Raw genomic sequence first — 12,711 nt, 5'->3', positions numbered from 1 at the left:
CCAGTAGGGGTGAAGTGACCGACGACGCGGGTCCGTGGCCGGTTCGGCGTCGCGGGGCGCTACGCGGCCGCGTCCTTGCGCGTCAGGCGCGCTGCCACCAGGCCCACGAGCATGACCGCCGGCACCGAGGCCACGAGCCAGGCTGCCGTACTGCTCTCGCCGCCGATGAGGGTGGTGAAGTTGGCGAGGATGAGCCAGATGGCACCGGCGATGCCGATCGCGCCGAGGGCGGGGGCGATCAGGGTGTTCCAGGGCCGGGTGTCGAGGCGCTCGCGGCGGAAGAAGACGGTCACGGAGACCGAGGTCAGGAAGTAGAGCAGCATGATCCCGAGTACCGCGACGCCGCTGAACCAGGAGAACAGGGTCAGCACCGGGTCCTTGCCGGCGATCGCGAACGGCACCACGAGCAGCACGGCGATGGCGGTCTGCACGGCGCCGGCCACCGAGGGACAGTGCCGGCGGTTGATGGAGGACAGCTTGCGGGGCAGCAGACCGTCGCGGCTCAGCGAGAAGAGATAGCGGTTCGCGGAGTTGTGGAAGGCAAGGATGCCGGCGAAGAGGGAGGTGGCGAGGAGGATCGGCAGGACGTCGTTGACCCAGGCGCCGAACTGGTCGGCGATCGGCGCGAAGACGAACGTCGTCGAGTCGGTCGTCAGCGCCTTGCCGGCCGCCTCCTGGGCCTTCGAGGCGCCGTAGGCGGAGACCAGCATCCAGGAGGTGAAGGCGAAGAAGCCGGTGACGACGGCGACGGCCAGGTAGGTGGCCCGGGGCACCGTTTTCCGGGGCTCGCGCGCCTCCTCGCCGTAGATCGCGGTGGCCTCGAAGCCGATCATCGACGCGACGGCGAACATGAGCGCCACGCCCGGCGCGCCCTTCAGGGCCGCGCCCGGGGAGAAGGACTGGGTGAAGCCCAGGCCCTCCGGTCCGCCGCCCTTGAAGAGGGTGACGAGGGCGAAGGCGCTCAGGATGCTGAACTCGGCCAGTACGAAGACCGCGAGCACCTTGGCGCCCATCTCGATGCCCGAGGCGCCGAGGATCTGGACGATCGCCATGGTGACCAGGACACAGACCCACCAGGGCACGTCATGGCCGGTGTAGTGGTTCAGGAGACCGCTCACGGTCGCCCCGTACAGACCGTACATCGCAGCCTGGACCGCGCAGTACGCGAAGAGCGCGACCCCGGCACTGCCGGTGCCGACATGCCGGCCCAGGCCCTTGCCGATGTAGGTGTAGAAGGCACCGGCGTTCACCACGTGCCGGCCCATGGCCACGAAGCCGACGGAGAACAGCAGGGTGATCAGGCCGGCGGCCACATAGGCGGCCGGGGCACCGGGACCGTTGCCGGCCCCTACGGAGATGGGAAGTGCGCCGGCGATGCCGGTGAGCGGGGCCTGTGCGGACAGGACGAAGAAGAGGATGCCCAGGACGCCGAGGGCGTTGGGTTTGAGCGTGCCTGCGGTGGGTGCGTCGTCCTGCACGGTGTGCGCCGTGGCGACCGTACGACTGTCCACTCGGATCACCTGCCAGAGAGAGGGGAGAGGGATCGTTTCAGGCCAAACGAGTTGCCTAATCGTGGGGCGGAACTATCCGTTTGGCAAGGGGGTGCGGCGGAGAATCCGGATCCGACGCGGACTTCTTACGGGGCCGTGATCAGGGACGTCCGCAGCGGGCGTGGGGAAGGGCGCTCTCAGCGCCCGTCGCGCTCCCGGGCGAGCAGGCGCAGCACGCCGCGCAGCTCTTCGAGGGCGTCCTCGATGATCTCCCGCTCGCCGAAGACGAGCTGGTGCAGGACGAGGCCCTCCAGGGTGGCGAACACCATCCGGGAGAGGCCCTCGTCAACCGGGCCGGGCAGCATCTGGGTGAGTTCGCGCCGGGTGGCCTCGAAGTACTCCTCGTACAGGGCCCGCAGGTGGGTGAGGAGCTCGGGCCGGCGGCGCGCCTCGATGAGGAGTTCGTACTGGAAGGACTGGAGGTCCGGTCCGGACTCGACCATCTCGGTCAGCCCGACGGAGAAGTCCTCGGTCTTTCCGGTGCCGGGTTCCAGCGCGCTGTTGCTGAGCGAGGTGCGGATGGCGTGGGTGAGCGCCTCCTCGATCAGCGCGTCCCTCGAACCGAAGTGGTGCACGACGAGCCCGTGGGTGACGCCCGCCTCCTCGGCGACCGCACGGTAGGTGAGCCTGCGCAGGCCGCCCCGCGCCACGACGCGGACCGCGGCGCCCAGCAGGGCCTCGCGGCCCGCGCCGTAGTTCACACGCTTGCGGGGGCGGCGCTCGGCGGGCTCGGTCATGAAAGCGACCCTACCTGCGGCGACGCCCTCAGCGACGCGGCGGCCGGATGCCACGGAACTCCCAGTCGCCGCCGAGGGCGGTGGAGAGCACTTCCTCCGACTCGGTGGGCTGTGCGCCGACGTCGGAGCGGACGGGGGTGGGGCCGGTGACGACGTGGTTGGTGAGCCGGCCCAGGCCCTCCACCTCGACCTCGACGACGTCGCCGGGCTGCACGGGGCGGGAGTTGGCGGGCGTACCCGACAGCAGCACGTCACCCGGGTAGAGGGTGATGGTGCGGGCGATGTCGGCGACGAGGTAGTGCATGTCCCACTTCATCTCGTCGGTCGAACCGTCCTGGACGACCTCGCCGTTGACGTAGGTGCGCAGCCGCTTGCCGTGGAAGTCCCAGTCGGTGACCAGCCCGGGCCCGAGCGGGCACAGCGTGTCGGAGCCCTTCACCCGGAGCATGGAACCGGCGTCGGTGTCCCGGAAGTCGTGCAGCCCGTAGTCGTTGGCGACGGTGTATCCGGCGATGTACTCCCCCGCCTGTTCGGGTGAGATGTTCCGCGCGGTCTTCCCGATGACGATGGCGACCTCGCCCTCGTAGTTGAGCCACTTGCAGCCCTCGGGCCGGACGATCGCGCCCTGGTGGGAGTTGAGGGAGGAGGTCGGCTTGTGGAAGTAGGTGGGGGTGTCCGGCAGTTCGATCCGGAACTCGTCGACGCGGCTGCGGTGGTTGAGGTGGACGGCGATCACCTTGGACGGGACGACCGGGGGCAGGTGCTGCGCCTCCTCGATCTTGACGCGGCGGCCGTCGCCGGCGACGAGTTCGTCCCCGTCGACGGTGACCTGGACGGCGGCGCCGTCGAGGAGGATGCGGCGGTATTCGGGCATGTCAGCCTTCCTGGAAGCGGCGGTGCGGGTGGTGGGGTACGGCGGTCACGGACGCTTCCGCGCCGGTCCAACCGTCGGCCGGGCGGTCGAACCAGAGGTGGACCTGGCCGGTGCCGACGGAGTTCTCGTACTCGCCGTACTGGCGGGCCTTGGCGGTGCAGGCCTGTTCGCCGAGGGCACCGGCCATCATCAGGTAGTGGAAGAACTTCGCCTCGGGCTTGAACTTCCAGAACTCGTCCATGGTGTCGAGGACCTTGTCGTGCCGGCCCTCCTTGAACCAGCCGATGCGCTCGTAGTCCGCCTCGCGGGCCTGCGGGGTGCGGATATGCACGGGGTCGCTGGCCTCGTGGTCCCGGATCTCGCGCAGCGGCCAGAAGGTGTGCGACAGCGCGCCGGACGCGATGAGCAGCACCCGCCGCCCCGGCGTGGCGGCGATGCCGTCGGCCAGCGCCCGCCCGAGCCGCAGATGGTCCTCCATGTCCCCGGTCTGGCACACCCCGATGGTCAGCCACCGCTTGTCGGGCAGCCCCTCCCCCAGGAACTTCCAGAGGTTGATGGTGGCGTAGTAGATGGGGAGGTAGTCGTCCTCGATCGCGGTGATCCAGGTGCCGTGCTTGTCCGCGAACCTCTCGACGTTGCGGGCGAGTTCGGGGTCGCCCGGGAAGTCGTACGGCATCCGGCACATCCCCCGCGGCAGTTCCTCGGAGGTGAACAGCCCGGCCCTGCGCTGCTGCGCGGTGACCACGAACTCGACGGTGGTCGCCCAGTGCGAGTCGAGGACGACGACGGTGTCATAGTCGTCCCGCTCGAAGACGTCCCGGCGGAGTTCGTGGAGACCGGTGACGAGGGTGATCTCCTTGCCCTCGTTGAGCTCCAGCCGGTCGGCCTCGGGCAGCACGATGGTGGGGACGTGGGCGAGCAGGCCCGCCCCGACGATCTCACCCATGGTTCCTCCAGCCGCTCGGTGCGGTGACGGTGTTCTTCAGGTCGCAGTAGAAGTCGAAGCTCCAGGTCCCGCCCTCGCGCCCGACACCGGACAGCCGCGAGCCGCCGAAGGGGGCCTGCAGATCGCGTACGAAGAAGCAGTTGACCCACACCGTGCCCGCCACCAACTGCGCGGTGACGCGTTCGGCTCGCTCGCGGTCGCCGGTGGCGACGGTGGCGGCCAGTCCGAACCGGGTGTCGTTGGCGAGGTGGACGGCCTCCTCCTCGGTGGCGAAGGTCTGGAGCGTGAGGACCGGACCGAAGACCTCCTCCTGCACGATCTCCGAGTCCTGGGCCACGTCCGTGAGCAGGGTCGGCGCGTAGTACTGGCCGTCCCCCGGTGGCCGCCGATGACCGCACGGGCCCCGGCCGCGATCGCCCGCTGTACGAACCCGTCGATCTTCTCCAGCTGGCGGGGATGGATGTTGGGCCCGATGTCGGTGCCCTCGTGCCGGGGATCGCCCTGCTTCAGGGCCCCGGCCTTCTCCACGAACCGCCGGGTGAACTCCTCGACCACCGACTCCTCGACGAGGAACCGGGTGGCCGCGAGGCAGACCTGCCCGGCGTTGTCGTACTGCTCCACCGCGAGATCCACGGCGAGGTCCAGGTCGGCGTCGGCGAACACCAACAGCGGTGACTTCCCGCCGAGTTCGAGGCTGAGCGGCGTGAGGTTCGGCGCGGCGGAAGCGGCGATCCGGGTGGCCGTCGGCACCGACCCGGTGAAGCTGATCCGGCGCACGTCCGGGTTCGAGGTGAGGGCATCGCCGATCTCGGAGCCGTAGCCCTGGACGACGTTCAACACCCCGGCCGGCAGCCCGGCCTCCGCCGCGATGTCGGCGAGCAGCGAGGCGGTCAGCGGCGTCCACTCGGCCGGTTTCAGCACCACGGTGTTGCCGGCCGCTAGGGCGGGGGCGACCTTCCAGGTGGACAGCATCAGAGGCGCGTTCCACGGCGTGATCAGCACACTGGGTCCGGCCGGATCCCAGCTGACATGGTTGCCGTGCCCACGAGTCTCGAAGTCCTCGTGCTCCAGCTTGAGCAACCAGTCGGCGAAGAACCGGAAGTTGTGCGCGACCCGGGGCATGACACCGCGACGGTGCGACCGCAGCAGCGCCCCGTTGTCGGTGGTCTCGACGATCGCGAGTTCTTCGATCCGCTTCTCGACGCCGTCGGCGATCGCGTGCAGGAGGCGGGCGCGCTCGGCACGGGAGGTGGCCGCCCAGGCGGGAAAGGCGGCCTTCGCGGCGGCGACGGCCGCCCCGGCCTCGGCGGCGGTGCCGCGGGAGATCTCGCCGAGGACGCTCCCGTCGATCGGCGAGACGTCGGTGAAGGTGCCGGCGGAGGCGACACGTTCGCCGCCGATCCAGTGCCGGGTGTCGACGGCGACCCCGGCCACGGTGAGGGTGTGCTCGGTCATGTCCGCTCTCCAGGTCCTGTGTGTACGGGGGTCACTCGGCGGCCGAGGTGTTGGACTCCAGCAGCCGGCCGCCGTCCCACACCACCCCGACCTGCCGGTAGTACGCGGCGATCGGCTCGCGGATCTCCAGCCGGGCCAGCTCCTCGGTGGGCGCCTCGAACAGCTCCAACTCGGCGTCACCGACCCAGGGTTGACCGCCCTCGAACGAGGCCGCGCCCGACTCGATCAGCTCGTCCAGCGCGAGCCCCTTGCCCTTCTCGATCGAGGGCAGCCAGCGATGGTGGGCCATGGGGTGGCCGTTGACGAACCCGTTCGTCCCCGAGGGCTCCCGCAACGTCACCACGGTCTGGGCGAGCCGCCGGTCGGCGGCGGCGAGGGTGGCGCCGAAGCGCGCTCCGGCCTCGATCCGCGGAGCGGGCCCATAGGGATGCGGCCGCGTCTGATGAATCGACCCGAGCTTCTTCGGATACCCCTGGTGCAGTCCGCGCGCGATCGCGAAGTCCTTGTCGACCCAGATGTACACGCACCGGGTGTAGGTCTGGCCGCGGTACTTGCAGCGGACGACCGCGAAGGCCTCCTTGTACTGGGCGAGCACCGGATCGAGCAGCTCGTCGCCGGAGGCGGAGCAGGACTGCCAGTCGGCCCAGATCAGCGCGACCGCGCCCGGGTCCTCGTCGGCCAACTCCAGTGGCTCGGGCAGCAGTTCCCGCACCCGCGAGGGATCCGTACGGTACTCGACGGTGAGCAGATCACCCGAGTACCGCCACGGCGGCGAGGGAATCAGCGACGACGCACCGGTCGCCGTCTTCGGATGGAAGTAACCACGAACACCGGACATGACGATCTTCCTTACACAGTGAGAGCAGGCTGCTTGAGCAACTGGGCGCGATAGCGGGCCGCACCCATCGCGGCCGACTGGCCGCCGAGCGCCACGACACCGACGAGTCGGCCGCCGGCGTGGTACCCGACCAGGACGTCACCTTCCGCTTCCCCGTCGAGGACCCGGACGTCACCGAGCCCCAGCACGGGCGCCCCGAAGGACTGCAACCGGAAGTCGTGCTGGTCGCTCCAGAAGGTGGGCAACGGGGCGAAGGGCGCCAACTCTCCCTCGCTCCCCGCCAGATGGGCGACCAGAACCTTCGCCGCATGCTTCGCACTGTCCGTCGGAATGGACCAGTGCTCGACCCGCCGCGGCACACCGTCGTAGCGGGCGTTCGGGAAACGCGCGACGTCCCCGACCGCGACGACCTCGGGCCGCCCGCCCACCCGCAGCTGCCCGTCGGTCAGCACACCGTCCGCGAGATCGAGCCCGTTCCCGTCCAGCCACTCGACGTTGGCGATGGACCCCACGGACTCGACGACGACATCCGCCTCCACCGTGCGACCGTCCGCGAGCACCACCCCCGTCACCCGGTCCTCACCGGCGAAGCCCGCGACCCCGGTGCCGAGCGCGAAGCGCACCCCGCGTTCCTCGTGCCGCCCCAGCAGCAGTCCGGCCAGCAGTTCGCCCAGCGGCCCCACCATGGGCAGCGGCAGCGGATCGACCACGGTCACCTCGGCCGCGCCGAGCCCCACCGCGGTCGCGGCGACCTCGCAGCCGATGAAGCCCGCGCCGACCACGACCACCCGGACACCGGGCCTGCTCAGCTCGTCCCTGAGCCCCTGTGCGTCGGCGATGGTGCGGACCGTGTGGCGCCCGGCGACCGGCCCGGGGCAGCGCAGCCGGCGGGGCCGCATCCCGGTGGCGACGACCAGTCCGTCGTACGAGACCGTCGTACCGTCGTCGAGTTCCACGGTCCGCTCGTCGAGCCGGGCGGCGACGATCCGGGTGCCCAGGCGCCATTCCACGTCGGCGGTCGACGCCTTCGGGGTGAAGGCCAGTGATTCGAAGCCGGCGCGGCCCGCGAGGACCTCCTTGGACAGCGGGGGTCGGTTGTAGGGCATGTGCGGTTCGTCGCCGACGACCGTGATCGTCCCGGTCCAGCCGGCCGCGCGCAGTTGTTCGGCGGCGCGCAGGCCGCCCATCGAGGCGCCGGCGACGAGGATGCTGCCGCTCACGTCAGTCCTCGATCCGGATCGCCTGGAGCGGACACACGTCCGCGGCCTCCTCGACTTCGTCGCGCAGCGCGTCGTCCGGGTCGGGGACGTAGGCGAGGTGCCCGTCGTCGAGCCGGAAGACGTCGGGGGCCGCGAAGACGCACTGGCCGTGGTCCTGGCACTTGTTCATGTCGACGACGACCTTCATGGCCGGTCCTCCTGAGGGGGAAAGAGGGCCCGCCCGCCGGACGGGCGGGCCCCTGCCAAAGGGGTGCGGATTTCCGCACCCCCAACTCGTTTGGCTTCAAACAAGGTAGGCAGACCGCCACCCCTGGTCAATACCTATCCGCCTGGATAAATTCTTTGCCCGGACCCCTTGCGGCCGGCCCCACCCGTTCCTACCGTTTGGCATCAAACAACTTCGGACGTCCCCCGAGGAGACAACGGTGAGCGCTCAAGACACTCCGGACCTCCGCCGCCATCTGGAGCGGCTCGCCGCCGACGGCATCGACGTGGTCCGGGTGACCTATCCCGACCTGATCGGCACCGACCGGGCGCGCGACGTGCTCGTCGAGGAGCTGCCCAGGGCCCTGGAGCACGGCCTCGCGTTCTGCCGCGCCGTCTACCACACCAGCCCGCAGGGCGATGTGGTGCCGGTCAGCGGCGGCCTGGACGCCGGTCTGCCCGACATCGCCGTACGACCTGATCTCGACACGCTCGCGCCGCTGCCCTGGGAGCCGGGCGTGGCCTCCTGTCTCGGTGACGTGCAGGATCCCGCCACCGGTCGGCCGGCGCCCGAGTCGCCGCGCGATCTGCTGCGCTCGGTGCTCGCGCGCTGCGCGGAGCACGGGTTGCGGCCGGTCGTCGGGCCCGAACTGGAGTACTACCTGTGCGAGGCGGACCCGGCGGGCGGCTGGCGTCGGTACTCGCGGGACGCCGGTGTCGTCTACACCGCCGGGCTTCGCGCCGACCCCGACAACCACCTGCTGCGCACGCTGCGCCAGGTCCGGGACCTGGAACTGGGCGTGATCAGCGGGAACCACGAGTTCGACGGCGGACAGTTCGAGATCAACCTGCTGCACTCGGAGGCGATGTCCGCCGCCGACCGCGCCTTCCGTTTCAAGGCGGCGATCAAGGAGCTGGCGCGCCGGGAGGGGCGGCTCGCCACCTTCATGGCCAAGCCGTTCAACGACTCGGGCGGCTCCGGCTTCCACCTCCACCTCTCCTGCGAGGACGAGGAAGGGCGCAACATCTTCGACGACCCTTCGGGCGGTTACGGCCTGTCGGCCACCGCCCGTCATGCGGTGGCCGGAATCCTCGCCCACGCGCCCGCGCTCGCCGCCCTCGCCAACCCGACCGTGAACTCGTACAAACGCTTCGGCCCCGACACCCTCGCCCCCTGGCTGATCGACTGGGGGCTCGACAACCGCAGCGCCATGGTCCGCATCCCGCCGGAGCGCGGGTCCGGGGCGCGGCTGGAGCTGCGGCTGGGTGACGCGAGCGCCAATCCTTATCTGCTGATCGCGGGCACGGTCGCCGCCGCGCTGCTCGGTGTGCTGACGGGCGACGAGCCGCCGGCCCCGCTGGAGGGGTACGGCTACGACACGGCCCGTTCGGCGCTGCTGCCGACCACTCTCACCGACGCCCTGGACGCGCTGGAGGCGGACACCGCCCTGGCCGAGATCCTGGGCAAGGACTTCACCGCCTCGTTCCTGGCCTACAAGCGCAACGAGGTCGATCGCTTCCAACGGCACGTCACCGACTGGGAGTTCACCGAGTACGCCTACCACCTGTGACGACTGGAGCCATCACGTGACCACTGTTGTTCCGGCTGCCGCCGAGCCCATGCCGCTGGCGGACGTCGACCTCGCCGACCTCGACAACTTCACCGACGGGGTCACCCCCTGGCGGATGTTCCACACCCTGCGCCACGAGGACCCGGTGCACTGGCAGCCGGAGGAGGCGCCCAACTCCGGTTTCTGGGCGGTGACCCGGCACGCCGACATCGCCCGCGTCGACCGGGACGCCGAGACCTTCACCTCGACCAGATTCGTGAACCTGGAGGAGGTGGACGAGGACCAGATCAGGAAACGCGCGTCCATCCTGGAGCTGGACGGCGTCCGCCACCGTGCCCTGCGCAGCGTGATCCAGCGGCAGTTCGGGGCCGGTGTCATCAACAGCTACACCGGCTTCCTGCGCGGCCTGACCGCGAAGACCCTCGACGCGGCGCTCGCCAAGGGCTCCTTCGACTTCGTCAAGGAGGTCTCCGCGGACTTCCCGATCAACGTCCTGGCCCGGCTCCTGGACGTGCCGCCGGAGGACAACCAGCAGCTCATCGACTGGGGCAACCGGATCATCGGCAACACCGACCCGGACTACGCGGACGTGCTGCTGCACAGCGCGGAGAGCGAGAAGTACCGCGACCTGCCGTTCCGTTCGCCCGCCTCGCTCGAAGTCTTCGAGTACGGACGGGAGTTGGCGCGGCAGCGGCGCGGCGGCGACGGCACGGACCTCGTCTCCAAGCTCGTCAACACCACCCCGCGCGACGGAGTCCCGCTGTCCGCGCAGGACTTCGACAACTACTTCCTGCTCCTGGTGGTGGCCGGCAACGAGACCACCCGGCACACCATCACCCATTCGATGCTGGCCCTCCTCCAACACCCGGAGCAGCTGGCCAGGTTGAAGGACGACCCGTCCCTGATCCCGGGCGCGGTCGAGGAGTTCCTGCGCTGGGCCTCCCCCGTCTACCACTTCCGCCGCACCGCGACCCGGGACGTCGAACTCGGCGGCAAGCAGGTCAGGGAGGGCGACAAGGTCGTCATGTGGTACGCCTCCGGCAATCGCGACGAGGAGGTCTTCGGCAACCCGTACGACTTCGACGTCGCCCGGACCGACAACGACCACGTCACCTTCGGCAAGGGCAGCCCGCACCTGTGCCTGGGCAACCTGCTCGCCCGCACCGAGATCCGCATCATGTTCGAGGAGCTGATCCCGCGCCTCGCCGACATCCGCCTGACCGGCGAAGTCCCGCGCGTGCGCTCGAACTTCGTCAACGGCATCAAGAAGCTGCCGGTGGAGGTCACCCTGGCCTGACGGCCTCCGTCACGGTCCGCGCCACGGCCGCGACGGGGCGGCCGTCCAGGGTCCAGTGCCGGTCCGGAAGCAGACCGAGCGCGGCGAAGACCTGGGCGGCCACGTCTGCGTGGCGGACGTGGGGCGGCGCCGCGCCGATGCCCGGGCCGGCCGCGGCCAGCCAGGCGGTTCGCTCCTCGGGTGTACGGCCGCCATGACCGCCCGCGTCGACGTGGCCGTGGTCGGTGACGACGAGGAAGGTCCACCGCTCGTCGGCGTAGGAGGGCCGGGAGCGGACGGCGGCCAGCAGTCGGCCGAGGCGGGCGTCGGCCTGCCGTATCGACGCCTCGTACGCATCGCCGCAGCCCAGGGCGTGGGCGGTCTCGTCGGGTGCGCCCAGGTAGACGAAGGAGGCCTCGACGTCGTCCTCGGCGAGCACCCGCGCGGCCGCCTCGGTGATCTGCCCGTCGCAGTGCTCCCAGGCCGCGGGGGTGTCGGCGGTCGGGGCGATGTACGCGGTCCGGGACGGGGCGCGGAAGAGCGGACCGCCGTCGCGCGGCTGGAGGAGGGGCTGCCAGCCGGCGGCGACGAAGGTGCGGCGGCCGTACTGGGCGGCGAGGCGGGTCGCGAAGTCGGGGAAGACGTCGAGGCGGTGGCCGGTGAGGTCGTTGCTCCACACGCCGTGCTTGGCCACCGTCACGCCCGTGACGACGGTCGCCCAGCACGGTCCGGACATGGTCGGCGTCTCCGGGTCCACCTCGACGGGGGTGAGGAAGCCGTCGGCGGCCAGTGCGTCGAGGTGCGGGGTGGGCAGGCGGCGCAGGACGTCGAGGCGTACGCCGTCGATGCCGACGACCAGGGCGTGGCCGCGGTGGGAGGCGTCGGGCACGGGGCTCCTTTCGGATCGAGGGTGCTGTGCGTGTCGCCCGGAGTCGGGCTCAGGCCGAACTGAGCGTTTCGTTCGTCTCGCTCGGTGATCCGCTCACGCCGAGCGGGTCAGCTCGTCCGGCTCGACCTCGTGCGCGAACGGCAGGCCCTGCGCATAGCGGGAGACCTCTTCTGTCGCCCAGTCGCTCATACGGGTCAGCTCGTTGCCGAGGGAGCCGGCGATGTGCGGGGTGAGCAGCACGTTGGGCAGCGTGTAGAGGGGCGAGTCGGCGGGTGGTACGTCGGGTTCGGTGACGTCGAGTACGGCGTGGACGCGGCCGGTGACGAGGTGCGCGGTGAGGGCGTCCGTGTCGACGAGGGAGCCGCGGGCCGTGTTGATCAGGGTGGCGCCGTCCTGGAGGAGGGTGAGTCGGCGGGCGTCGAACATGTGCCGGGTCTCGGGGAGTTGGGGTGCGTGGATGGACACCACGTGGCTGCGCCGGACGAGTTCGTCCAGGCCTACGGGGTCTGCGCCCAGGGTGCGGGCCTGGTGGGCGTCGAGGTAGGGGTCGTGGAGGAGGACGTCGAGGTCGAGCGGGCGCAGCAGTTCCATGACGCGGCGGCCGATCCGGGAGGCTCCGACGATGCCGACGATGCGGTGGTAGTTGCCGTGGCCGCCGTAGTACGCCAGGAGGTTCGTCCGCTCCCGTGTCCGGGCGTAGGCGTGGGCGGCGTCGAGGACGCGTTTGTTCGCGAACAGGATGGCGGCGAGGGTGAATTCGGCGACCGGCAGGGCGTTGGCGGCGGCCGCGGAGGAGACCCGGATGCCGCGTGACCACACGGCGTCGGTGACATGGTGCTTGACCGAGCCGGCCGCGTGGACCACCGCCCGCAGCCGGGGCATTCGGCGCAGCGCGTCCTCGGTGAGCCTCGGTGCTCCCCAGTGGGTGAACAGGACTTCGGCGCGGGCGAGTTCGGCGGGGTCGGCCAGGGCCGGGTCGGTGACGGTGGTCCTGGTGTCGACGTGGGCGACGGCGGTGAGCCGGTCGAGGGCGCCCTCGGCGAGGAGGCGGCCGTGGATGTCGGTGCCCATGGCGAGGAGGGTGTGCGGGCGGGACGGGGTGGGCAGTCGGGGCGTGCCGTTCAGGAGGGTGCCTTCCGGTGCGGGCATCG

Annotated in this window: 10 protein-coding genes and 2 pseudogenes; 2 read left to right on the top strand and 10 right to left on the bottom strand. The window is 70.7% G+C overall.

The features are described 5' to 3' along the window. Window positions 1-59: 59 nt before the first annotated feature. The 8 genes and pseudogenes from ACQEWB_RS47265 to ACQEWB_RS47230 form a co-directional block, all read right to left on the bottom strand. Window positions 60-1,511 (bottom strand): APC family permease, encoded by a 1,452-nt coding sequence (locus ACQEWB_RS47265; protein ID WP_432842711.1) that lies wholly within the window; start codon window positions 1,509-1,511, stop codon window positions 60-62. A 176-nt stretch (window positions 1,512-1,687) separates the two neighbouring features. After that, on the bottom strand, window positions 1,688-2,287 hold the full coding sequence (locus tag ACQEWB_RS47260) for a TetR/AcrR family transcriptional regulator (RefSeq protein ID WP_432842709.1): 600 nt from the start codon (window positions 2,285-2,287) through the stop codon (window positions 1,688-1,690). A 28-nt stretch (window positions 2,288-2,315) separates the two neighbouring features. Then, window positions 2,316-3,161, bottom strand: coding sequence for a fumarylacetoacetate hydrolase family protein (locus ACQEWB_RS47255; RefSeq protein ID WP_432842707.1), 846 nt, complete (start codon window positions 3,159-3,161; stop codon window positions 2,316-2,318). A gap of 1 nt (window position 3,162) precedes the next feature. Continuing rightward, entirely contained in the window at window positions 3,163-4,107 is a 945-nt protein-coding gene (locus tag ACQEWB_RS47250; RefSeq protein ID WP_432842705.1) for a 3,4-dihydroxyphenylacetate 2,3-dioxygenase, read from the bottom strand. Further along, window positions 4,100-5,433, bottom strand: a pseudogene (locus ACQEWB_RS47245) (aldehyde dehydrogenase). Before ACQEWB_RS47245 ends, ACQEWB_RS47250 begins: the two are co-directional and overlap by 8 nt. A gap of 160 nt (window positions 5,434-5,593) precedes the next feature. Next, complete coding sequence (locus ACQEWB_RS47240) at window positions 5,594-6,400, bottom strand: acetoacetate decarboxylase family protein (protein WP_432842703.1); 807 nt, start codon at window positions 6,398-6,400, stop codon at window positions 5,594-5,596. Between the two features lie 11 nt (window positions 6,401-6,411). After that, window positions 6,412-7,608 (bottom strand): NAD(P)/FAD-dependent oxidoreductase, encoded by a 1,197-nt coding sequence (locus tag ACQEWB_RS47235; RefSeq protein WP_432844375.1) that lies wholly within the window; start codon window positions 7,606-7,608, stop codon window positions 6,412-6,414. 13 nt (window positions 7,609-7,621) lie between these two features. After that, window positions 7,622-7,807, bottom strand: coding sequence for a ferredoxin (locus tag ACQEWB_RS47230; RefSeq protein ID WP_432842701.1), 186 nt, complete (start codon window positions 7,805-7,807; stop codon window positions 7,622-7,624). Between the two features lie 238 nt (window positions 7,808-8,045). On the opposite strand from ACQEWB_RS47230, the gene ACQEWB_RS47225 reads away from it, so the two are divergent. Then, a complete protein-coding gene (locus tag ACQEWB_RS47225) occupies window positions 8,046-9,395 on the top strand; it encodes a glutamine synthetase family protein (RefSeq protein WP_432842699.1) in 1,350 nt (449 codons plus the stop codon). Window positions 9,396-9,444: 49 nt separating this feature from the next. Further along, entirely contained in the window at window positions 9,445-10,692 is a 1,248-nt protein-coding gene (locus ACQEWB_RS47220) for a cytochrome P450 (protein WP_432844373.1), read from the top strand. A 10-nt stretch (window positions 10,693-10,702) separates the two neighbouring features. Here ACQEWB_RS47220 and ACQEWB_RS47215 read toward each other — a convergent pair. Both ACQEWB_RS47215 and ACQEWB_RS47210 read right to left on the bottom strand, forming a co-directional pair. Next, window positions 10,703-11,560 (bottom strand): annotated as a pseudogene (locus ACQEWB_RS47215) (alkaline phosphatase family protein); the annotation flags it as partial. A 93-nt stretch (window positions 11,561-11,653) separates the two neighbouring features. Further along, complete coding sequence (locus ACQEWB_RS47210) at window positions 11,654-12,709, bottom strand: hydroxyacid dehydrogenase (protein WP_432842697.1); 1,056 nt, start codon at window positions 12,707-12,709, stop codon at window positions 11,654-11,656. Window positions 12,710-12,711: the final 2 nt, after the last annotated feature.

This window comes from Streptomyces sp. CA-249302 (assembly GCF_050936785.1).
Classification (GTDB): Bacteria; Actinomycetota; Actinomycetes; order Streptomycetales; family Streptomycetaceae; genus Streptomyces.
Note: the sequence above shows the minus strand (reverse complement) of the source record. Positions and strands in the feature narration are given on the sequence as shown.